A 22,895-nucleotide genomic window follows, 5' to 3' on the forward strand; every position below is an offset into this window, starting at 1 on the left:
ATGTCTGACAACCGCAGAAATATTCCAGGTATTTATTCACCTGATGCCGAGCAGTCTGTTATCGGTGGCCTGATGCTGGATAACGATCGCTGGGATGACGTTGCTCTCCATCTGAGTGCTGATGATTTCTTTATCAAGGTGCATAAGGCCATCTTTCAGGAAATGTCCCGGCTGGTATCAGCCGGTAAACCACTTGATCTGATTACGCTTTCTGAAAGCATTGAACGTCGCGGTAAAGACGCTCTTGAGCAACTGGGGGGATTCGCTTACCTGGCTGAGCTGGCAAAAAATACGCCCAGTGCAGCAAACATCGTTGCTTACAGTGAAATTGTTGCCAGAAACAGCCGTGGGCGGCAGCTGGCGGCCATTGGTGCTGAGATTACCGAACAAGTCAAAATGCCCGGAACGAATATTGAAAAGCTCATGGAAACCGCCGAGCAGAAAATAACTCGCCTGGCAGAACGTGCTGAGCCTGAACAGGCCGTGACGCTAATTGATGGTATGGAAAAGCTGCTGACGGAGCTGGAGCGCCGGTGCAACGTTCCCGATGGCATTACCGGCACGCCCACCGGGTTTGACGAGTTTGACGCGATGACCAGCGGTCTACAGCCTGGTGATCTGGTGCTCATTGCGGCCCGCCCGTCTATGGGAAAAACGGCGTTTCTGATAAGCCTCTTGCTCAATTCACTGCAGAAAAAAGTGGGTTCAATAGGCCAGTTTTACAGTCTTGAGCAGCCTACTGAACAAATCCTCATGCGCATGGTTGCATCACTGGGCAATGTTGATCTTACCCATCTTAAAAGTGGATTAATGGATGATGAGGACTGGGCTCGTGCCTCATCCGCGGCCAGTTTGCTTATGGGCGATCTCAAGGACAGCTTAATCATAGATGATACAGGCTCGCTCACGCCGGCGATGCTGCGTATCCGCGCACGTCGTAATGCCCGCCGCTACGGTCACCCGTCCATTATCGGGCTTGATTATCTGCAGCTGATGCGCTGTCCGGACCAGGAGAACCGCACGCAAGAAATCGCCGAAATATCCCGTTCCCTGAAAGCGCTGGCCAAAGAGATGGGTTGCCCGGTCGTTGCACTTTCGCAACTGAACCGACAGCTGGAAAACCGTGCGGATAAGCGGCCTAACAACGGTGACCTGCGTGATTCTGGCTCACTTGAACAGGATGCTGACCTGATTATTTTTATCTACCGTGACGAGGTTTATCACGAGAAAACTGAAGATAAAGGTGTTGCTGAAATCATCATCAGCAAACAACGTCAGGGACCCACAGGGACAATACGCCTGCAGTACGAAGGTCGCTATACCCGCTTTAATGCCATGGACAAACAGGCGGGGAGATCAGTATGAGCAATGTCAGCAAACTGGACCTGGGCTCAGCGATGCTACAGCGGGGCAGATCGCCCGCTAAGGTTAATGCCGGTACTGATACAGCTCCACTGCCGGTCAGTGAGATGGCGATGGTACTGACCCTTGATCAGTTGCGCCCCAACCCCGATAACCCGCGTAAAGGCCGTAACCCACGCTATGAAGAGATCAAATCTTCGGTGCGTGCACGCGGTCTGGATTCCATACCTAAGGTCACGCGTGACCCTGATGGCGAAGATGTTTATATCTTCAGTGACGGAGGAAACACGCGATATCAGATCCTTTGTGAGCTCTGGCAGGAGACCGGTGATGAACGGTTTCACCGTGTTCACACCATTTTCAAGCCGTGGCCGGGCAGGCTCAAATGCCTCGTAGGCCATCTGGCCGAGAATGAGGTGAGGGGCGACCTGACGTATATAGAGAAAGCGTTCGGGGTGCATAAAGCGCGCGTCATTTATGAGGAGCAACTGGGCCGCAGCGTCACGTTGAGGGAGCTTTCAGACCTTCTCGGGCAGGAGGGCTATCCGATTGATTACTCTAGCGTTAGCCGGATGGAGGACACCCTCAACTATCTGTACCCACATATGCCCAGACTGCTGGAATCGGGTATGAGCCGGGGACAGGCAACGCCTCTGCTCAGTCTTCGTTCGTCGGCGATGAAGGTCTGGAAAATTTTCAGCGGTGACGTCCGGCCCGATACAACTCTGGACGAAGTATTTGGATCGACATGCAAGGGCTTTGACGAACCTGACTGCTATGCACTGGATGTGTTCAGGGATGAATTTATCGGCCAGCTTGTTAAGGCATTACCTCATCCGAGCCTCAATTACGATCGCTGGCTGATTGAACTGGACCCGCGCGAACAAAAACGCCGTGAGCAGTTTGGTGAGCCGCCACCGCTACCCTCGCTCACGCCGCCGCCCGGGCGGTCTGCTGGTCGTGAGCGCGCTGAGCCGGGTGTGACCATTCTGCCGTCGGATACTTCATCAGCCCTCCAGCCCACGGGTCTCCGGAGCGGTACGTTAACGTCTAACGGCCGCCCTGAACCAGCGCCGGACCTGACTTTGAACACGTCACTGCCTGACGCAGCGTCAGTCACTGCCGGCAGTGAACCGCGTCGCGAGGTGCAGAACGATTTGTTTGGCGGGCGTCCTGTCATCAGCGGCGAAAGTGAAATTATCACGGATGAGAATGCGTCCTTATCCTCGCCTGAGTTCAGTGCCGGCTCGCTTGTCTCGGCGTTCACAGATCCTGAAGAGGCCTACTCTGCTGAGGTAATCAGTTCTGTTGCTTTCGCGGAAACCGGGCTGGAACCGGTCAGCGATATCTGGCACATCTCCGCGCTGCAGGATGATACGGAACATCTGCAGGATATGGCATATCGCCTTGTGTTTGAGATTGCTGAGGCCATGGGCTGCGCGGACTGTGTGCGGGAAGATAAAAATCCTTTGTCTGCCGGTTTTGCCGTATCCGACAGCACCCGCGAATTTACGCTGTTTCTGGCGGGTCTTTCCGGTTCAGTTCCCAATTCTCAGTTCAATATGTTTATGTTTTGCCTGAATTTCTTCGGATCGCAGGTTCCTTCGGATACGGCCGTTTTTGATGATATTACGGTAGTGAAAACAATGCGCCTTATCCGGGTTATCCGTCGCCTGCGTGAACTGCAACGCCTGGCTGCTCAGGGAGGGGACAATGTCTGACGATCTCAATGATGAAATGGCGCAGGCCAGCACTGCCCTTTTTACTCAGCGCGGTATTGATGCAATCCGTGCAAAGGTGCAGTGTCTGCGGCCCTCAAAAGAAATCTGCGAATGCTGCGGTGCCGATATTCCCCCTGAACGGCAACGTGCCGTTCCGGGTGTGGAGTTCTGTGCCGGCTGTCAGGACGTGAAGGAAAAGCAGATGCGTCATCGTTCGGCTGGCGGCAGAGGGAACGGGTATGTCTGAGCAGGCAAAAGTTCTCGAACGCATACGGCGCCTGATGGCGCTGGGAACCCGCAATAGTAACCCCCACGAAGCCGCACGGGCAGTCAGGCTGGCTCAGCGGCTGATGCAGCGCCACGGCCTGACAGCAGACATGCTTTCACTCAGTGAGGTCAGCGAGTCCGTGTGTCAGGGGCTTAGCAGTAATGCCGACAAAGTCCCGGCTTGGCTGAGCTCGCTGGCGACCGTCGTCTGCATGGCCACGGGCAGTCGTTGCTGGTTTGGCTGGTATATCCATACCAGCCTTCAGGGTGTGAACAGCGTGCGCAGGGCACTTCACTTTTACGGTTTTAATGAGCGTCCCGAGGTGGCGAACTACATCTTCACCGTTCTGCAGCGGCAGCTTAAGGTTGCTACAGACGCGCACATGGCAGGGTATCGCAAGCGACGCATCCTCATCGGCACGCTGAGGCGCCGGGCCGACCAGTTCAGGGAGGGCTGGGTCGCCGGCGTCTGGCAGGTGCTGCAGTCGTTCGCCCCGACAGACGGTGAAAATGTCGTCCTCAAACGCTGGCTTGGCCAGCGTCATTCCGGTGAAACGCTGCGGGAACTCAACGTGCGTAATGCCGGAAGGTGCCGCGGTGACAGACTGGCCCGGGAAAAGGGTTTTCTGACCGGCCGTGAAACGGAATTACATCAGGGAATAGGCGGCGCTCAGGCTCCGCGACAGATTACAGCGCAGGAGAATGTACATGACTGACTTTCTTTTATGGATTGCCTGCCTGTCAGGCTGGTTTTTTGATGTTCTGCTCGTCGCTGACCAGACAATTTCAGGAGGTGGCCTGTGAGCCAGCATAATCTTTCTCAGGCCACCACGGCCATTCTCTCTTCACTTCTTATGGACGTTAAGAGCGGTAACATCCGCCGATGTGAGTCGCTGGGGATGTCAGTTGAGGAGATAAGGGCACTCAGTCAGTTGAGTCTTGATGAGTTGCATTATCTCAGCCAGTCGCACGTCTCCGTTCTGGATATCAGCCTGAATCATGAAAATTTCTGGCTGATGCTGAACCAGGCCCGCAACGAACTTAAGCGCATGCTGATGATTGATCGTGCACTCGAGCTTGGCGGGTCCATGGAGCTGATTGACAAGTACTTTGGCCTTTCTCCAGCTGAGGTAAGCGCCCGTCGCCGACTGATGGGAATTGAGTCGCGGCAGGGACGTACACAGTCCCTGACGGAACCGCAGGATGCGGCGCTCTGGACCGAGTGGAAAGCGGCCGGACTGTCCTCTCCCGACTCTCATCAGGCGCTGGAGGCAATGATGCTGGCTTCTGAACAACACGGTCTGTCACTGACTGCCGTGTGGAGCCGGGTCAGTCAGTGGTGCCGCGAGGCAGGTGCTGCAGCACGCCGGTCTGAATCTACCGTACGTAAGGAGGCGTGATGCAGCTGGGTGATTTCTCTCCCCGTCAGCAGGTGTCGCCGGCTGTGAGGCGCCGCGCACAGACGCTGTTCCGGGCAGCATGCTGCGGACACAAGGTGTTTCGCCGGCTGACCATGAACGGTTATCTCAAGATAGATGTGGGTCCGTTCTGGCGCATCCTGAGTAAAGATGGTGGACGGCAGTGGTGGCTGATGGATCATGAGACCTACAACCGTGAAATTCGCCGGTAAAGGACGACCGCTGATGACCACACAGTGCCGGGCCTAGCCCGGCACTGTGCTGTCTCAGGCAGAAGAGGAGATGATTAAATGACCATTCCGGCCGATAGCATTGTGGCGCACACGCTGTCCAGAATGCAGAAAAATCTTGAGCGGCGGTCAGATACCGGCGATGTCAGCCAGGAGCGCAGCGGTCTGCTGTTTATGGGCAATGTGCACGACGCTTTTCCGCGCAGGCTGTTCCTGGACACGCGCCTTTCACCGCTGGATAAAACCGCCTGGGTGATGATCCGGCTTTATGCGCAGCAGAATGAGGGCGCCATTTTTCCTACCTATGATGAACTACAGGCTCAGCTCGCATCAGCCCATTCAGATAAGGCATCCAGGGACACGGTCAGTCGCGTTCTGCTGATGCTGCGCCTCACCGGCTGGCTCAGCCTGTGCAAACGCGTACGCGATGACCGCGGCCGGGTAAGGGGGAACATTTATGCACAGCATGATGAGCCGCTGGGTTACCGTGATGCAGAAACCTTTGACCCGGGCTGGCTGAAGCTGGTCGAAGACAGCTGCCTCAGCCGGAACAAAGCCGTCCGGATGACGGCGTTGGCCTTAGTAAATGACATCCTCCAGGACACGGGGATGCGGCATCGCCACAGCCGCCTTGCGCTGATTGAGAGTCGACTGGGCGCACCGGAGACGCCTGCTCAGATGGTCCATCAGCGGCACACTGAACAGCTGAGTCCGAAAAACGGACTCAGTACACCTCCAACAGATAAAATACCGGGTCCTGATTCAGGACCCAGTGATAAATCAACAAGTTACACCGGAGTCCGAAATCCGGACTGTAACGTACGTTCTTTCACACAGAGTGTGAATAAAAAAACGTACGTACCCTGTGAAAATCACTATCTGCCTGACGATTTTCTGAACGGGCTGAACAGCGAAGACCGTCACATGCTGACCTCGCAGATGGCCTCGCTGCCTGAGGTCGTCGCAAAGGCCCTTGCTGGCATGCTGCAGGAACAACTTAACCGGGGCAAACTGGCCAACCCTGCTGGCTGGCTGTTTTCCATGCTGCGCCGGGCGCGAAACGGTGAACTGAAACTGTCCGACGAGACGTCGAAGCGCGATGCCGCTGGTGAGCCTTTGCGTATGACGGAGACGCGAAAAGTCCCGCCAGCGAATCTGCCAGTGATGCCAACCAGTCGCCCGTCACCGGAGGATGTCAGGGCAATGATCAGTGCCATACGAAACAAAATAATCACCTGAAACAGCGATTGAAAAGCGAGCATTTTTGCTGGGCGCAGCGAGGTTAATAATCGTATAGAGGTGCTGTTAATGCAGTGAACCTGACGTACAAAAAACCAGCAACATTAAACCGTTCAAATAATGAACTTGTTGCGGGGCGCAACAAGATTAAAAAATGAACAGAAGAATAATTTCATGCTGATGATTAAGAGTTTCACATTGTTGTAAGTGCACAGGTTTCACGACTATGCCTGCTCATCTTAACTGAACACAGGTGACGACAACGATGGCAGATCAAAAAGTAACTAAGACGGGTTCGCTTCAGTCAGAGATGACAATTGCGCTCCACACAAATTATGCAATAGGTTTATGGCAGGGGCGCAGGCCGGGAAAACAGGAGGGTAATGTTCCTGTAAAGCATGGCATTATCGGAATGCCGCAGTTTTTTCATCGTGCAACGCTTATCAACCAAGACTCGCTCAAAAACAATCCCTGGGCAGATGAAGCTATGTACAGGCTTGAAGAAAAGTTAAAAGCAGCAACAGAAAGAATGTCTGAATTGATTCAGAAGCTTGAGCAAGAGGTCGCCTTATTACCCAAAGGAGTAACTCTTACAGAAGTGGCATCAGTTGAACCTCTAGACATTCAAGTCTTTACTCGTACTCCTCTTGGTTACCGATGTGTATTTCTTCTTGTTGGCTTTGATCAGTTTGCCAAAAAGGTACTTCAGGCATCTCATTATGGTTTGATCACCCGCAACGCGCGCGATTCGTATCTCAGTGAAGGGGGAAGATTGCTGCGTCAGATTTATGGAACCGTGCTTTCATATCGCCGAGTGGAAGCTACCCGAATCGATGCAGCGGAGAATAATGACATCTGGAAAAAAGCCTGTGAAATTGCGGGAGAGCCTGACCAAGCTATCCTGCTGGGACATAAGCGTTCTGCTTTCTCTCCACCGGTCAATGAAGCAAGCGTGAACCTCCTTCGCCTGCGTTATCAGGCTATCTGAGACGCCGGAGGCAGTCATGCGGCTTTATATTTGTGAAAAGCCCTCTCAGGGGCGAGATCTTGCTGGCGTGCTGGGTGCAACTCGTCGCGGTGAAGGATTTCTGTCGGGCAGCGGCGTGACCGTGACATGGGCGGTGGGTCATCTCCTTGAAACGGCTTCTCCTGAAGCCTACGGTCAGCAGTACGGTAAACCCTGGTCACTTTCAGCGCTGCCGATCCTGCCAGCTCCCTGGCAGGTCGTTGTAAAAAAGGACACGCAGGATCAGTTCAAGGTCATTGAGCGGTTGCTTCGCCAGGTTGATGAGGTGGTCATTGCCACCGATGCTGACCGTGAGGGTGAAGTTATTGCGCGAGAGCTGCTGGACTATTGTAGCTGGGAAGGCCCGGTGCAGCGTCTCTGGCTCTCTGCTCTGGATGAACCCAGCATCCGTGCAGCACTTCAGGACCTCCGCCCCGGCCAGGCCACGCTCGGCATGTATCATGCCGGCCTGGGACGTGCCCGTGCTGACTGGCTGATAGGGATGAATCTCTCGCGGCTTTACACCCTGCGAGCCGCCGAAGCTGGCTTTGACGGCGTGATCTCCGTCGGGCGAGTGCAGACCCCCACGCTGGCGCTGGTTGTCCGCCGGGACCGCGAAGTCGCGTCTTTTGTGCCAAAACCCTACTGGCAGGTCAAAGCGCTTCTTTCGGCTGGCGGCCTTACCTTCCCAGCGCAGTGGGTGGCGGCGAAAATCTATACTGACGATGAAAAGCGCTGTATCCACCAGAATATCGCGCAGCAGGTGGCGCAACTCTGCCGGCAGACAGGACGTGCTGTCGTCACCGAGTGTGAGACGAAGCGTGAAAAAGTTGCGGCCCCTCTGGCGTTTTCGCTTGGTTCCCTTCAACAGGCCTGCGGCAGACTCTGGGATATGTCTCCCCAGCAGGTGCTGGATACCGCTCAGAGCCTGTATGAAAAGCATAAGGCGACAAGCTATCCCCGGACCGACTGCGGTTATCTGCCTGAATCCATGCAGGAGGAGGTCTCCGGCGTACTCGATGCCATCGGCCGAACTGATCCGGATTGTGTGCCATTACTGACTCGTCTTGACCTGACATTTGTGTCTCGCATATGGAATGACAGGAAAATTACGGCACACCATGGCATTATTCCCACTCGAACCGCCTTTCAGCTCTCGGCCCTGACGGAGTCTGAGCGTAAGGTTTATCTTCTTATCCGTCGTAATTACCTCGCCCAGTTCCTGCCCCTGTATGAATCCGATATCACCCGGCTCCAGTTCGACATCGGCGGGCAGCTGTTCCGAACCACGGGGCGCACCGAGGCAGTAAAGGGCTGGAAGGCTCTCTTTGACAAAGCCGGAGATGAAGATGCGCAGGCGGATGACGATGCAGCGCTGGCGCTGCCACCGCTCTCTCAGAATGCCTCCTGCGCCGTGACAGGTGCTGAGGTAGCGCAGCTGATGACCCGGCCGCCGGCGCACTACACCTTTGCCACCCTGATTGGTGCGATGATGAACGCCTCCGCTTTCGTTACCGATATCGCGCTGCGTAAGGTACTGAAAGACAATGCGGGTCTGGGCACTGAGGCCACCCGTGCAGGTATAATTGAACAGTTGCTGAACCGCCGATTTATTGTGCGTAAAGGCAGTAAGCTGATGGCCACAGAACTGGGTAGTGACGTCATTGATGCTCTTCCCCTACAACTGACTGAACCCGGCATGACCGCGCTCTGGGAGCAGGCGCTGGATGAGGTCGCTGCAGGTCGCATGTCACTTGACGACTTTCTGCAACGGCAGGCTGGCTGGACGCGCAATCTGGTCAGTCAGGGCGCGCAGCAGCGGGTGAATATTCGCGTGCCTCCCTCCCCTCCCTGCCCACTGTGCGGAAGTAAAACCCGACTGCGAAAGGGAGAAAAAGGGGAATTCTGGAGCTGTCAGCGCTATCCGGTATGTAAGGGCGTCATTAATGTCAGCGGCAGTAAAAATAAACGTTCACGTAAGGCTAAGTCTCCTGAATCAAAGAAGAATTAATCCGTTGTCTCCGATTGCGGGCCATCAGGGGCTTTGCTATTGTGACACCGGCTCTGAAGCCGCACCCCGTGACTGCGGGTTCTGTCATCATCTAATGCATGTGCTGACGGAATACAGTCTGACTGGCCTCGTCCACACCTGAACGGGAGCCGGTAAGGCACGAAAACTCCGTGAAAACCGTGCCGGGAACTGAACACGCCAGCGGAGCTACTGTAAAATACAGCTTAACAACAGGTCGAAGGTGCAGACCTCAGAAGGCGGTGCCACATGGCGCCGCTTTTTTATTTTCATGCAGTGATGATTTTTTGCGCGGTTCAACGTTGACAACCGTTGCGACTGAATGAATGATTGTGGGGCTTATCGTTGTCTTCCCGACAACTGCCAATGTTCCAGTGATTTGAGAGGGACGCCTTCGGGTAATCACATGCCAAAGCCATCACAACCTGAGAGATGGCGCTTTCGGGCGGTTCTAAACCTGTTTAACCTTTGCAAACAGGGACCTGTTAGTCAGGTAAAGGTCCACTTCACCAATTCAGCCAGTCGGCAAATTATGCTGACCTCCCTGCGGGAAACATTTCCCGTACGGGACAAATGTTTCTCCGCTACCTGTTCAGTTTTACTCCGGAGAAAACATCATGACTGCAACTAATCAAACCCCTGCTTCAAATGGCTCTGCTTCTGGAAATCAGAAAAAAGAGTTTTTCAACCTTAATGTCAGCGGCATCGGTTATCTGAACTCGATACGTCGCGTTCAGGGCCCTAACGGTGAGTTCACCTGCGCTGTTATTAACGCTCTAACCGGTCCGACTGACAATGCTTCCTATACCCGATTTGATGTCACCATCGCGGGCCCGGAAGCAACCAAACTGATCAATCGCTGCCAGAAAGCCGTTGATGAAGAAGAAAAGGTGCTGCTCGGATTTGTACTGAGCGGACTGAAAGCCGATGTGTTTACCCTCCAGTCGGGTGATCACGCTGGTGAAAGTCGCCCTTCTTTGAAGGCCCGCCTGATAAAGGTGGAGTTCATCAAGAAAGGCCAGGACGTGGTTTACCAGGCACCCAATGCTTCCCAGACGCCGGAATCCGGTTCATCTGCTCCGAAAGAGTACGATCCGAACTCATTCTAAGCGTCACGGACACACCACCGGAACACATCCCGGTGGATGTGCTCCTCTCAACCCAATTCATAAGAGGAAATCATTATGTCCGCACGCGGCGTCAACAAAGTCATACTGGTTGGTCATCTCGGCCAAGATCCTGAAGTACGTTACATGCCAAATGGCAATGCAGTAACCGGTTTAAACCTGGCGACTTCAGAAACCTGGCGTGATAAACAGACCGGTGAAAACCGTGAAAATACCGAATGGCATCGTGTCGTGCTGTTTGGCAAGCTGGCTGAGGTTGCCGGTGAATACCTGCGAAAGGGTTCACAGGTGTACATTGAAGGCCAGTTACGCACCCGCAAATGGACTGATAACAGCGGTACCGATCGCTGGACAACTGAAGTCGTTGTGGGTGTTAACGGAACGATGCAGATGCTGGGCGGGGGTCGCAATAACAGCTCCAGTACCAGTGGAAACAATGCGCAATCAGGTCAGCAGGGTGGCTGGGGTCAACCTCAGCAGCCACAGCAGACTCCGTCAGCGCCAAGAAATCCACAGAATGAGCCACCGATGGATTTTGATGATGACATACCGTTCCTCGGACACGGTTATGGCATCTGTAAAAAAGCCATTTACGCAATTTCATAATGGATTCAGATAAATATACCCTCTTATGCGCCAGTTCAGTCTGGCGCTTTTTTCTTCTATAATGATGTTCATTAATCAGGAATGTCACTGGAGATCTACCATGAACACACGCTACGAAGCTGACGTTGTTGCCTGGGCTCAGGAGCAGGCAGCTTTACTCCGTGCCGGTCGGTTCTCTGAGATTGATATTGCTAATATCGCCGAGGAGATCGAAGACGTGGGTAAAAGCGAAAAGCGGGAGCTGGCCAGTCGTATGGCCGTTCTGCTAGCGCATCTTCTCAAATGGAAGTTTCAGCCAGGCCGTCGTGGGTCAAGCTGGCAGCGAACCATCAAAGAGCAAAGAAAAGCACTGGCATTACATATAAAAGGCACTCCGAGCTTAAAAACGGCTCTTACCGATAGTGACTGGATTGCTGCAGTATGGGCAGATGCAGTCTCTTCTGCAGCTCAGGAGACACAGCTTGATGTTTTTCCTGAAGATTGCATCTGGGAAATGGGACAGATCTTGTCTCAGGAATACTACCCGGATTGATTTTGTCAGCCTGTGTTAAGACTAAGCGCCATCATGGCGCTTTTTTTTATCCTGAATTTCCTGGTATTTAGTCAGTTATCGGAAACCCGTCCATGACATGAAACTTGCTTTTATGGCGTGGACGGGTTGCCCCGAAGGGGAGTTATTTTTCTGTTGCCAGCACTTCGGTCAGTTTGAACGAATCGGGCTGCAGCTGGATACTGTTGTAAATAGCGTTAATAGTAAACTTCTGACCAGGTTCGATATTACTGGCCATATCTACAGCCTGCCCGATGACGACGTCATTTTTGAGCAAATTAAATTTAACGATAATATTGCCGAGCGTTTTACCACTGGTATTTTGTCCCAGCCCTTGAATGTTCTGAAGACCGTTTTGCGTTTTCTGGAAGTGCAGGTCACTTACCGCAACTTTGTTGCTGGTCGCGGCCAAAGCTGCTGAGCTGGTAATGAAAGCTGCGGCGAAACAGATGGCTGATAATTTTCTTTTCATAACACCCTCTTGATGAGTAAACCTTAACGTGACGAACTGTCACTTTTCTTCTATCGGCCGTCAGTACTTTATTCTTCAATCTGAACTCAGAGTTTCACATTGCCCGCTTTTTCATCACCGCCAGAATAGCACTCCTGACTAAGACTATCCCTGGGGTGAATCCTGATGGCAGTACCTTCAAGACGCGCGGCAACGGGAGCCGGCCTGCTCGCCTGCTCTGTCATGTTAGCCAGCTGCAGCAACCCGGCTTCTGACCCTGCGCCATTAACTAATGGGCGTTATCAGCAGCCTGCACGTTTCGATGACATTTACCGCAATCGTGCCCCTGAAGTGGTGCGCTACGATCGCTACACGCTCGTCAGTACGCGCCCGGATGATGCACAGCGCGATCCGCTCAATCAGATTATTGATATCACGATGCCTGCCCAGCTGGTTAACACAGTAGGAGAAGGATTTCGCTATCTCCTGCTGGAATCAGGTTATTCACTGTGCTCAGCCACGACTTCTTCATTTTCGGAACTTCTCAGCCGTCCGCTTCCCGCTGTTCAGCGCGATATTGGACCGGTTAAGCTGAGCGAGGCGCTGCAAATTCTTGCCGGCCCCGCCTGGCGGCTGAAGGTGGATGAAGTCAACCGTGAAATTTGTTTTGTGCTGCGCGATCAGTACCGCCAGTTTGACGCAGCGGCTGCAACGCCCCCCCCGGCAAAAGGTCTGTCGGCAATTAACCCGGTTCAGCCGAAACCCGTTCAGTCAGCGGGCCCAGCCGTTCCTGAAAATGCTTTACCCCGTAACCCTTTCACAGGGGAAACCCTGCCGGCTGCCGTCCCAAAAACAGCGTTGACTCCACAGAATCTGGCCGTGCCGTCACCCATGCTGACAACCAGCGGACCCCAGAAAGCGCAGAAATCCGCGAACAATCCGCCGCTTTTAGCTAAGGCACCGGTTGCTAAAGTGGCTAAGCAGCACGGTTCTCAGGCTGTGGCAGTTCGTCCGCCGGTAGTCACACAGACTACAGTGAATGCCACACCGAAAGCGTCCTCTGTGCGTCCTGTCACAACGCTCCCTCCCGCGCAGCCTGTGAGCAGCCAGACGGCAGCCTCTCCCATTCCGGGCACACCTGTTACCGTCGCCCCGGTGGGTCAGACATGGCGGGCAGAACCGGGTTCAACCCTGAAAGAGACACTCACCGGCTGGGCTTCGAAGGCGCCGTGCAGTAACGGCGGTAACTGGGTCGTTATCTGGCCGGTATCGCTTGATTACCGCATTGATGCCCCTCTGATTTTCCACGGCAACTTTGAGTCGGTGATGGTTCAGGTATTTGACCTCTATCGCAAGGCCGAAAAACCGCTGTTTGCTGAGGCAAACCGCATTCAATGCCTGATTTCCGTCAGCGACACCCCTGCGGGCGGGGGGCACTGAGATGGGATTCGCGCTGCCGGTTCTGGTGTTTTGTCTGGTCATTGCGCTGATGGCGGGTGATGCGCAGCGTCATTCGTCAGAACACGTCCGTGCGGCTGTCCAGCAAACGCTGCCGGATCAGTTGGCCGCAGACATGCTACGTACGGCCGATGTTGTCAATAACTGGCGCCATGGTCGCACGGTTGCCGATGGTTCTATTACCCCCGCTCAGACAGGCATGATGCCTGCGCCTGACAGCCGAATTCAATCCGTCATTCTGAACAACCGACTCTGGGTATGGGTCCCTGCTACTGACGGCGTTTTTGCCGCCCTGCGAAGCCAGTCAGTGACCTCAGCGCTGGCGCTGACCGTAAGCGGCGGTCGCCTGCGCATGGCTGACGGTACCGATATGAATCTTTCCCTGCCCTCCGGAATAACGGAGGGCAGCATTGTTTACCTCAATTAACCACCTCAGGGAGCTGCGGATGCCGCGTATACCTTTCTGCCTGACAGCGCTGGCCACCGCGTTCGTGCTGTCATCCTGTTCGCTGACAGAAATCAGCAAAATGGACAAAGAAGCTTCAGGACAGGCTGACACTGCTCAGCGGGTGTTGCAGAGCCGACAGTCAATGACCCAACCTACCGTCGTCTGGTCCGACAAACCCTGGGTTAACCTGCAGCCGGTTGCGCCAGTCGTATCCACGCCGGACGAAAAAATCTGCCTGCCTGCCAGATAACGATAAACCGTCCAGACGGTATATCACTGCCTGAGCTTGGACAACGCATTACCGCGCTTTGCGGCATCAGGGTTTCCATCACGCCGGATGCCTTTGCGGCACTCAGTAACGTTTCAACCGGTAGCGTGACCACCTCGCAGATGAATGGTCAGCTCCCTGCGCCTGATGATAATGGTCGCGTACCACTATCACAGATCGGCTCAGCATCAGGGCAGGCTGCACCTGTTCAGCAAAGCACCGCCCTTGTCCGTGGGATCAAATTCCAGGGCGATGTACGGGATCTGCTGGATGTTGAAGCCAGCGGATACGGTCTGTCCTGGCGTAGTGACCGCAGCGGCGTGTATTTCTACCAGCAGGATACCCGCACATTCCAGCTCGTCATTCTCAATACCAAAGTCAACAGCAGCGCCTCAATCAACTCTGGCTCCGGTAATCAGCTGGGCAGCGGAGGGGGAACTACCGGTGGCACGACCGGTGACATCAGCTCGAACCAGAAGACCGATTACGGTATGAACAGTGACCTGTATGATGATATCCGTAAAACAATCGATCAAATGCTGACACCAAAATCAGGCAGATTCTGGCTGTCTGCCGCCACGGGTACGCTCAGCGTGACGGACACGCCGGATGTACTTGACCGTATCGGACGCTACATCGAATACCAGAACAAAGTCCTGAGTCGTCAGGTTCAGCTAAATATTCAGATAGTCAGCGTCAGCCAGACGCGTAATGAGCAGCTGGGACTGGACTGGGGGCTGATTTATAAATCCCTCAATAACTTTGGCGCCAGTCTGACCGGCTCCATGGCCAATGCATCCACATCTGCTGCCAGCGCGGGCATTTCAATTCTCGATACCGCCTCTGGTAACGCTGCGAAATTCTCCGGCTCCAGCCTGCTTATCAAAGCGTTGTCTGAGCAGGGTAACGTCAGCATGGCGCTGAATCAGACTGATCCGACCGCCAACCTGACTCCGGTGGCCTACCAGCTTTCCAGCCAGAAAGGCATCCTGTCCAGTTCCAGCTCGACGGCCACGGCAAACGTTGGCGTCACCTCATCAATGACTACGACGACCATTACCACCGGGCTGTTCATGACCATGCTGCCGTTTATTCAGGAAAACGGTGACGTGCAGCTGCAGTTTGCCTTCAGCTATACCAGCCCGCCGCAGATTGAGAAGTTTATCAGCGCCGACGGCAATACCCGTAATGACCTGCCTACAACCTCTACCGAAGGCCTGGCACGCAAGGTGAACCTCCGTTCCGGGCAGACGCTGGTGCTGACCGGTTCGGAACAACAGAACGTCTCCGCAGACAAACAGGGCACCTTTACGCCAGGTAACTTCATTCTGGGCGGCGGTCAGACCGGCTCCCGCGGCCGTACCACGCTTGTCATCATGATCACTCCTGTTCTGCTGAGGTAAACATGCCAGCAATGAAAAAATTAAGTCTTCGTACCGGCGTCCGGATTATGCATCAGCGTCGCGACTGGATGGCCGGAATGCACTGGGAGCCGCAGCGAAACGCCTTGGCCACCCGGTTTCGCAGCCAGTCCTCTCCCGATACGCACTTTGTTGCTGCCGGGCGCGGGAATGCATCGATGCAGGGGCTGGTTTCTCCGGGCCGCGCGCGCCGTCATATTCATTCCCTTGCCGTGGCGTTTCTGCTCACCGAGGGCGGGAAAGCCTGGGGGATCTACCGTCTGAGTCACGAAGAGGATATGTGGGTGTTCTTTGCCGCCATCGGCGGGCAGCTTTCGGTGATGGGCGACGTGACCGGCTCGCGAGCCACCATTGAACTGGCTGCAAAAAATTTCCTGCGGTTCAACGACGCCGATGCGCCGGGATTAAGGTGTGCCGCGACGGTGGACGACGATCGCCACGCCAGTACGCTGACTGACAGACTCAGTCGCACCCAGCTTAAGCGCTGCCGGCTGCGTAAGCGCGTCACTGCGATAGCGGTTATCCTGCCGGTGGTCCTCGTGCCCCTTGCATTGGCCTCGGGTATGTACTGGTACGACACCGCCTCTGAGAAAGCCGAACAGGCGGCTGCGATGGCGGCGTTTCGCGCCCGCCTGGCCCTTAAGCCTGAAAAACCGGCCGTGCCCGCACGCGCACCGCACCCGTGGGCCTCGCAGCTTCCCGTTTCTGTGCTGCTCAGCAACTGCTGGCTCACCCGTGAACCTGTTTTTGCCTCCGTGGCCGGCTGGCGATTTACGGATGGCGAATGCGTGCCGGAAGGGCTGCGTTTGCGGTTTATTGCCACCCCCGGCGCAACCGTGGAGGACTTTTCCCGCCGCGCACGGGAGCTGCTGGGGCATTCAGCCGTCTTTAACCTGCAGGAGGGCGGCAAAAGCGGCGACGTTTTTATTCCCTTCAAACGCACCTCACCCGCCGGACTCACGGACGAAGCGCTCCCCGGTGCTGACGCTCAGCTCATGCGATTTATTTCCCATCTGCAGCGACGGAATCTCGACGTGAAGTTTACCGAGGTGAAGCCGCCGGCTGTCACGCCGGGTCAGGAAAAAAACACACCTCCGCAGGACTGGCGGGAATTCTCGTTCTCAGTCAGCTCTCGCCTGCAGCCTGAGAGGCTGCTTCAGGATTTTGATGCCACAGGGCTACGCCTGACCAGCCTGTCCATCACCATGAGCCCGCAGGGGCAGTTCGACTACACGATGAAGGGGAGCGTTTATGCGCAGAATTAATCCCGCCGGCAGGGACTTGCTGCTGGCCGTTCTGCTCTGCGGAACGACACTGCCGGTACTGGCCGCCGACCCACTGCCACCCAACGTCACGCTTGGTGAGCTTGAAGCTGCACAGGCGCGAAACCTCATCCTTGAGCAGAAAGTTCAGACAGCCCGCCTCGAGCAGCAGCTGCGTGAAAGCCAGTCCGGGCAGAGCACCGACCGGAATTATCTGGCCACTGCCGCTCAGCCTGCCATGCCACTGATGGCGCAGCCTGCCCTCTCACAGCAGACCGTGTCAACTGGCGCGGAGAAGCGCGCCGGCAGTGTGCGGCTTCAGGAGATTTACGGACGTGGTAATCAGTTACGTGCCCGTATTGTGCTCCCCGATGGGGGGGTGACAGAGGTGGTGAAAGGGGATCAAATCCCGGGCACCACAAAGCGTGTCACTGAGGTCACGTCCACGCTTGTGCGCCTCAACGACGATTCTGAACTCTCCTTCTGAGGCCATGATGACACCTGATAAAGAGATTATGGATTTTGTATACGCTGAACGGCTGCCCGCCGGTGGCGTGACGCTGCTGATTGATGGTAACCGACGAAAAGAAGCGGCGATTCAGCGCTGGGTAATGGACGTCACACGCCATTATCCGGCCGCGACAACCGAGTTTGTGACCCTGAGCGAACTGAACCGTCGTCGGGAAGTGGCTGACCGTCAGGGAATGGGGCTCAGTCAGGGGATCAGCGAAGCGGACATGGATAAACGGGACGTCAGCGTCTCACAGGACAAGGTCATCAGCTATATGAAGCTGGGCCATGAGTTCAATGCTTCTGACATCCATTTTGAGATCAGTTCAGACCGTAAACTGACGATCGTACAACTGCGGATCCATGGTGAGCTCGAAGTGGTTGATGAGGTGAAAGATGTGGAGGGCATGACGCTGGCATCGACTTCCTACCTGTCTATGTGCGACGTCCGTGAGCAGTCCTTCTTTGCCGGCCGTGAGCAGTCAGGGCGCGTCGATGCAAAGTTTGCGCGCCGGGCCGGTCTCTATGGCGCACGCTACGAGCATCGCCCCACACCTGACGGGCTGATTGTGGTCATGCGTCTTATCCCGGACGACGGCGACAGAATACCGACGCTGCCGCAGCTGGGTTTTTTGCCGGAGCAGATAAAGCTTATCATGCAGATCCTGAAGCTACCGGAAGGGATGGTGCTGCTGACCGGACCAACAGGGTCAGGAAAAAGCGCCACGCTGCGCGTCTTCAGCGATATCTGGCTGAAACTGACCGGCGGTAAAAAGCGCCTGCTGACGCTGGAAAATCCACCCGAAGGTCGTATTCCGGGCGCTATTCAGACGCCGGTTATGCCCGCCGATAACTCCCCGGAGGCTGTCAGCCGTGCCTGGAATAACGCCAACGCCTCCGCACTGCGCCTCGATCCTGATGCCATCCTGAATGGTGAGATGCGTGATCTTCATTCACTGATTGCGGCCATTTATGCCAGTGAAACCGGGCACGCGCTCTTCTCAACCCTGCACACCCAGAGTGCTATCGGCTCACTGCGCCGCATGGAGCACTTTGGTGTGGATCGTCATCTTTTAGCGGATGCGGCACTCATCACCGGCCTAATAGGCCAGCGTCTGGTGCCGCTGCTGTGTGAACACTGCCGTGTCCCCTGGCATGTCAAAGCCCCTGAGCTGGATACAGATACGCTGACCCGACTCGAACGGTACTGCACCGTTGAGGGCCTGTGTGATACCAGCAAACTTTTCTTCCGAAATCACGAAGGTTGCCCGCACTGTCAGAAAACGGTGCCGTTGACGGGGCGCATTATCAGTCGTGGGGTGACGGGGCGTACGGCCGTGGCCGAGGTGGTCAGGACGGATGCGCGCCAGATGCAGCTCTGGCTGTCACACGGGCCAGCGGTGGCCCGCCAGTACTGGGTGAACAACGGGGGGATCACCCGGCGTATGCACCTGATGCGATATCTGTCTGAGGGTCGGGTCGATCCGCTCGAAGGGGATCTTATCTGTCCACTGGATGAAGATGAGGTAATGCATTGCGAGGTCCCTGATGGCATCCGTTAATCGCTTCACGCCTGACAGGGACATGTCGGTCGCAGAAAAACTGCGCTATCGCCTGGTCAGGGCGACCTTTACCGGTCAGTATCGCCAGCCCTTTTACGAGACCCTGCGCTTTCTGCTGGAGAACCGTAAACAACTGAAAGAGGCGCTGATCATGATCGGTGAAGTGCATACCGACTTTGGCCAGCGCTGGCATCCCTACCATGAGCTGGTCCAGGACTGCCTTGAGGGGGTGAACGATAACCGCCCCGGGCGCGCACTGCAGGATGTCCTCGCCGTCTGGGCACCTTATGAAGAGGCCGCGCTTATCAGCGCCGGGATGGAAACCGGCAATATTCCAGGCGCCCTGATGCAGGCCGACAAGCTCATTGTCGCCCGCCGACGCATCCTCGGTCAGGTTCTTTTCGCCTCGGTGTTCCCTGTCGTGCTGGTCTTGCTGGGAACAGGACTGCTGCTGGCCAACAATCTGGCGCTGGTGCCAACTATGAGCAAAATGTCCGATCCTGCGAGCTGGACCGGGGCACTCGGCCTGATGAACGGCGTCGCACTCTGGACAGGCCAGTGGGGGCTGACCGCGGCGGGTGTAGCCGCCGGTCTGGTGGTTCTTGCCTTCTGGTCTCTGCCACGGTGGCGGGGGCGACTGCGTCGTTTCGCTGATTACCTCATGCCCTGGTCGGTTTACAAAGACCTGCAGGGCGCCGTTTTTCTGATGAATATTGGGGCGCTGCTCGGTGCCGGCGTGCAGGAACTCAAGTCTCTGCAGATCCTGAACGGATTTGCACCGCCCTGGCTACAGGAGCGGATTGAGGGGGCGATGGAGTGCATGAGCGAAGGGGATTCTCTGGGCCGTGCAATGCGCAACAGCGGTTATGACTTCCCCAGCTGTGAGGCGGTGAACTACCTCTCGCTGCTGGATAAGGGCAGCAGCGCTGCGTCGCTGATTACCCGGTATGCCGACCGCTGGCTAGAGCAGGCCCTGGCGCGCGTTGCACGGCGCGCGAACGTCACCAAACTCTTTTCTCTCGTTCTGATTATGAGTTTCTTCTTACTCATCCTGCTGATGGTGATGCAGATTCAGGACATGAACACGTTCAGCAATCATTAAGGAAAAATTATGTCATCAAAGGCTATCCCTCAGCATCCGCGCCAACCCGACCGGGGCTGGGGCATTCTGGAACACGGTGCCATTGCGCTGGGTACCGTCATTGTTATCTGTATCGTTGGTGCATGGGTATGGAGCCTGTGGGGGAAAAAGTCCGTTGGCGTGGAGGTGTCAAATCTCCAGACCATCGTGACCAATGCTCAGCAGCTCAAGCAGACCCAGGGAGGATATAACTTCACCAGTGGCACCACGATGACCGGTACGCTTATTCAGCAGGGGGGCGCACCGAAAGCCGGCTGGACCATTCAGGGAACGGCGAGCTCAGGCTCCGCCACCATGTGGAATAGTTACGGCGGGCAGGTCGTGATGGCGCCGGTAGCGACTAACGGATTTAACAATGGATTTTCCGTGACGACTCAGAAAGTACCGCAGGCAGACTGCATCTCTCTCGCTACCCAACTGGGCTCCGGTGGCGCGTTCAGCGCTATCACAATCAACAGTACGGACTACAGCGATGGTGTTGTGAGTGCAGAAGAGGCGGGAAAATCCTGCTCTGCTGACAGCGGTATGACCGGTAACAATACCCTCGTCTTCACGCACAATGGCTGATGACATGCTGCGCATTTTCACGTTTCTGCTTCTGATCATGCTGTGCCCCCGTGCGGGGGCCTTCTGCTTTGATGCGGCGGGCGCGAAATATCACATTGACCCACTGTTGCTAAAAGCCATAGCAACGGGCGAAAGCAGCCTCCGTCCGGGAATTACCAATATCAACCGCGATAAAACTTCGGGTCGGGCGCTGAGCACCGACTACGGACTTATGCAGGTCAACTCAACACACATTCCTTTGTTGATGGCTCAGGGCGTTATCCACAGCCCTCAAGAACTCCTGACGCGCCCTTGTCTGAACGTGCAAATCGGCACCTGGATACTGGCGAAGCATTTTCAGGTCTGTGGCATCAGCTGGAACTGCTTAGGTTCCTATAACGCTGGCTTCAGAAAAGATCGTCATGAAACACGTGAGTCCTACGCCAACCGGATTTATGCCATTTACCGCCAGCTTTTGCTGAAAGAACGGGGAGTTAAACTGTGACCCTGCTGACCCTGAGCATGCCATGGCCCACGCTTATCATTATTTTTCCACTGTGCATCTGCATCTTCAGTTCAATGGCGAGCCTTGTCCGTCTTTATCTGATGACTTCAGATGATGAGCGAGAGTGGATAAAGGTCTTTTTCATACCCGCACCGCCAGGTATCACCTGGCTTTTCGCCGCCGCAGCAGCCTTTATGATTATGTCTCCGGCGCCCGCCCTGCAACGACTACTGGCGGTATTGTTCAGCCTTTTTCTCTTCAAAATGACGCTGAGTGATGCCATTACCGGCTTTCTTCCCCGTGAAATGACGGTGAGCTGTCTGATCGCCGGACTGGTCTCTGCTCTTACCGTTCCCGCTTTCTGGGAACACTTCTTCTCAGCTGTGACCGCGCTGGCGGTATTTGCCGTATGGCGATATGCCTCGTTCAAAATGCATGGACGTGAATGTCTGGGCCTGGGGGATGTCTGGCTGGCGGGCGCCGTGTCTGCCTGGCTGGGCGGACCTGAAGGGCTTTCTGCTTTGCTTGCCGGCGTCATTTTTTTGTGCTCTGGCAGTTGCTGGTTCGCCGCGTCAGTGAAGGGGGACCGATGGGGCCCTGGCTGTGCGCAGGCGCGATCCTTGTAACTTTAACCCGACTTTATCAACCACTCATTACATGGTGAAGCCCGTGAAATCAAACAACTCAATGGATCGGGGATGGGCCATCCTCAGCACCGGTGCTGCACTAATTATCCTTCTGCTGGTCAGCGTATGGGGTTATTCACTGATCAGCGAATGGATGCAAAAGCGTACCTGGATGAACACGTCCGCACAGGTATCACGCTTTACCCAGGCCGTGAAGAGTTACACGGGGCGTTATTACGACACATTGCTCTCGAGTGCCACAACAACGGCCCCGGTCATCGTGACCCCGGTCATGTTAAAAAATACCGGTTTTCTTGAGCAAGGGTTCAGTGAAAATACGATAGATGGCCAGGGGTATCGCGCTGCACTGGTCCGCAATGCGACGAATACCGATCAGTTGCAGGCTTTGGTGTACACGCAGAACGGCTCCGCGCTTCCTTTTCTGGCGCTGCGTCAGATATCCATGGATATCACGTCAGGCATGGGTGGGTATATCTGGACGTCAGGCATCGCCACCGGTGCGATGAGCAGCTGGAGCATACCGTTGTCACAATTTGGTGTCACTACCACGCAGGGGCATATTGCCGTACTCCTCACAACCGATGAACTGGGCGTTGCGCGGGGTGAAAGTGATCGCCTGTATCGTTTTTCCGTAACCGGCAAGCCCGACCTGAATACCATGCATACCAACATTGACATGGGCGGAAACAACCTGAATAACACGGCCACCGTCAACGCAGCAAACGGTGCCTTCACCAGTAACGTCAGCGCGGGCGGTAATATCACCGCCAGTGGAACTGTGACCGGGCAGAATTTTGCAGCAGGCTCGAATGTGACCGCGGGTAATGGCATGACGGCGAATAATGATATCCGTTCAAATAATGGCTGGTTTATAACGCGTGGGAGCAAGGGCTGGCTGAATGAGACGTATGGCGGCGGTTTTTATATGTCTGATAACGACTGGGTGCGTGCCATCAATAACAAAAATATCTACACCGGCGGGCAGGTTCGTGGAGGAAGCGTTCGGGCTGACGGGCGACTGTCAACGGGGGAGGTTTTACAGCTTGATGGTATAAACACCGCTGGCGCAGGTTGCTCGCCAAACGGGCTGGTAAGCCGCGACGGTGCTGGCGCCATACTTT

At 55.4% G+C, this 22,895-nt stretch carries 22 protein-coding genes and 2 pseudogenes; 23 read left to right on the top strand and 1 reads right to left on the bottom strand.

Annotated elements, in window-relative coordinates:
• The 12 genes from dnaB-PI (at position 1) to PSSD_RS08765 (ending at position 11,537) form a co-directional block, all read left to right on the top strand.
• Positions 1–1,365 carry an SPI-7-type island replicative DNA helicase gene (gene dnaB-PI, locus PSSD_RS08710; protein ID WP_058970665.1) on the top strand — a complete coding sequence of 455 codons (1,365 nt, stop codon included), beginning with the start codon at positions 1–3 and terminating at the stop codon, positions 1,363–1,365.
• Positions 1,362–3,083 (top strand): ParB family protein, encoded by a 1,722-nt coding sequence (locus tag PSSD_RS08715; protein WP_058970668.1) that lies wholly within the window; start codon positions 1,362–1,364, stop codon positions 3,081–3,083. Before dnaB-PI ends, PSSD_RS08715 begins: the two co-directional genes overlap by 4 nt.
• Complete coding sequence (locus PSSD_RS08720) at positions 3,076–3,330, top strand: TraR/DksA C4-type zinc finger protein (RefSeq protein ID WP_058970672.1); 255 nt, start codon at positions 3,076–3,078, stop codon at positions 3,328–3,330. Before PSSD_RS08715 ends, PSSD_RS08720 begins: the two co-directional genes overlap by 8 nt.
• Positions 3,323–4,066 carry a DUF2786 domain-containing protein gene (locus PSSD_RS08725; RefSeq protein ID WP_058970675.1) on the top strand — a complete coding sequence of 248 codons (744 nt, stop codon included), beginning with the start codon at positions 3,323–3,325 and terminating at the stop codon, positions 4,064–4,066. Before PSSD_RS08720 ends, PSSD_RS08725 begins: the two co-directional genes overlap by 8 nt.
• Before the next feature lie 84 nt (positions 4,067–4,150).
• Positions 4,151–4,750 carry a DUF2857 domain-containing protein gene (locus PSSD_RS08730; RefSeq protein ID WP_038643502.1) on the top strand — a complete coding sequence of 200 codons (600 nt, stop codon included), beginning with the start codon at positions 4,151–4,153 and terminating at the stop codon, positions 4,748–4,750.
• Positions 4,750–4,980, top strand: coding sequence for a ParE family toxin-like protein (locus PSSD_RS08735; protein ID WP_038643500.1), 231 nt, complete (start codon positions 4,750–4,752; stop codon positions 4,978–4,980). The genes PSSD_RS08730 and PSSD_RS08735 overlap by 1 nt, the downstream gene beginning before the upstream one ends.
• A gap of 78 nt (positions 4,981–5,058) precedes the next feature.
• Positions 5,059–6,237, top strand: coding sequence for an STY4528 family pathogenicity island replication protein (locus tag PSSD_RS08740; protein WP_058970678.1), 1,179 nt, complete (start codon positions 5,059–5,061; stop codon positions 6,235–6,237).
• Positions 6,238–6,502: 265 nt separating this feature from the next.
• Positions 6,503–7,225, top strand: coding sequence for a PFL_4669 family integrating conjugative element protein (locus tag PSSD_RS08745; protein ID WP_058970681.1), 723 nt, complete (start codon positions 6,503–6,505; stop codon positions 7,223–7,225).
• A 16-nt stretch (positions 7,226–7,241) separates the two neighbouring features.
• Positions 7,242–9,254 (top strand): DNA topoisomerase III, encoded by a 2,013-nt coding sequence (locus PSSD_RS08750; protein ID WP_058970684.1) that lies wholly within the window; start codon positions 7,242–7,244, stop codon positions 9,252–9,254.
• A gap of 635 nt (positions 9,255–9,889) precedes the next feature.
• Complete coding sequence (locus tag PSSD_RS08755; RefSeq protein ID WP_058970687.1) at positions 9,890–10,381, top strand: STY4534 family ICE replication protein; 492 nt, start codon at positions 9,890–9,892, stop codon at positions 10,379–10,381.
• Positions 10,382–10,456: 75 nt separating this feature from the next.
• Entirely contained in the window at positions 10,457–11,005 is a 549-nt protein-coding gene (locus PSSD_RS08760; RefSeq protein ID WP_058970691.1) for a single-stranded DNA-binding protein, read from the top strand.
• Between the two features lie 100 nt (positions 11,006–11,105).
• Positions 11,106–11,537, top strand: a complete 432-nt coding sequence (locus PSSD_RS08765) for a DUF29 domain-containing protein (protein ID WP_034948913.1) — start codon at positions 11,106–11,108, stop codon at positions 11,535–11,537.
• 142 nt (positions 11,538–11,679) lie between these two features.
• Here PSSD_RS08765 and PSSD_RS28085 read toward each other — a convergent pair whose 3' ends face one another.
• Positions 11,680–12,027 carry an FxLYD domain-containing protein gene (locus PSSD_RS28085; RefSeq protein WP_034948916.1) on the bottom strand — a complete coding sequence of 116 codons (348 nt, stop codon included), beginning with the start codon at positions 12,025–12,027 and terminating at the stop codon, positions 11,680–11,682.
• 165 nt (positions 12,028–12,192) lie between these two features.
• Between PSSD_RS28085 and pilL2 the strand changes: the two genes are divergently transcribed.
• From pilL2 to pilV, 11 genes and pseudogenes are all read left to right on the top strand, one after another.
• On the top strand, positions 12,193–13,446 hold the full coding sequence (pilL2, locus tag PSSD_RS08775; protein ID WP_058970694.1) for a PFGI-1 class ICE element type IV pilus protein PilL2: 1,254 nt from the start codon (positions 12,193–12,195) through the stop codon (positions 13,444–13,446).
• 1 nt (position 13,447) lies between these two features.
• On the top strand, positions 13,448–13,891 hold the full coding sequence (pilM, locus tag PSSD_RS08780; protein ID WP_058970697.1) for a type IV pilus biogenesis protein PilM: 444 nt from the start codon (positions 13,448–13,450) through the stop codon (positions 13,889–13,891).
• A 19-nt stretch (positions 13,892–13,910) separates the two neighbouring features.
• Positions 13,911–15,583: pseudogene (pilN, locus tag PSSD_RS08785) on the top strand (PilN family type IVB pilus formation outer membrane protein).
• 2 nt (positions 15,584–15,585) lie between these two features.
• Positions 15,586–16,866: a type 4b pilus protein PilO2 gene (pilO2, locus tag PSSD_RS08790; RefSeq protein ID WP_439654589.1), complete on the top strand. Its 1,281-nt coding sequence runs from the start codon at positions 15,586–15,588 to the stop codon at positions 16,864–16,866.
• Positions 16,853–17,350, top strand: a complete 498-nt coding sequence (pilP, locus tag PSSD_RS08795) for a type IV pilus biogenesis protein PilP (RefSeq protein ID WP_058970700.1) — start codon at positions 16,853–16,855, stop codon at positions 17,348–17,350. The genes pilO2 and pilP overlap by 14 nt, the downstream gene beginning before the upstream one ends.
• Before the next feature lie 7 nt (positions 17,351–17,357).
• Positions 17,358–18,935 carry a GspE/PulE family protein gene (locus PSSD_RS08800; protein ID WP_058970703.1) on the top strand — a complete coding sequence of 526 codons (1,578 nt, stop codon included), beginning with the start codon at positions 17,358–17,360 and terminating at the stop codon, positions 18,933–18,935.
• Positions 18,922–20,037, top strand: a complete 1,116-nt coding sequence (locus PSSD_RS08805; protein ID WP_058970706.1) for a type II secretion system F family protein — start codon at positions 18,922–18,924, stop codon at positions 20,035–20,037. The genes PSSD_RS08800 and PSSD_RS08805 overlap by 14 nt, the downstream gene beginning before the upstream one ends.
• A gap of 9 nt (positions 20,038–20,046) precedes the next feature.
• Complete coding sequence (locus PSSD_RS08810; RefSeq protein ID WP_058970709.1) at positions 20,047–20,643, top strand: type 4 pilus major pilin; 597 nt, start codon at positions 20,047–20,049, stop codon at positions 20,641–20,643.
• Between the two features lie 4 nt (positions 20,644–20,647).
• The gene (locus PSSD_RS08815) at positions 20,648–21,127 is read left to right on the top strand and encodes a lytic transglycosylase domain-containing protein (protein WP_082672294.1); all 480 of its coding nucleotides are present in this window, start codon (positions 20,648–20,650) and stop codon (positions 21,125–21,127) included.
• A pseudogene (locus PSSD_RS08820) lies at positions 21,124–21,791 on the top strand (prepilin peptidase). The gene PSSD_RS08815 and the pseudogene PSSD_RS08820 overlap by 4 nt, the downstream one beginning before the upstream one ends.
• A 5-nt stretch (positions 21,792–21,796) precedes the next feature.
• The coding region (gene pilV / locus PSSD_RS08825) for a shufflon system plasmid conjugative transfer pilus tip adhesin PilV (RefSeq protein WP_439654590.1) at positions 21,797–22,895 on the top strand (1,099 nt) is incomplete at its 3' end.

The sequence above is a fragment of the Type-D symbiont of Plautia stali genome (assembly GCF_001485335.1).
In the GTDB taxonomy this organism is placed as follows: domain Bacteria; phylum Pseudomonadota; class Gammaproteobacteria; order Enterobacterales; family Enterobacteriaceae; genus Pantoea; species Pantoea vagans_C.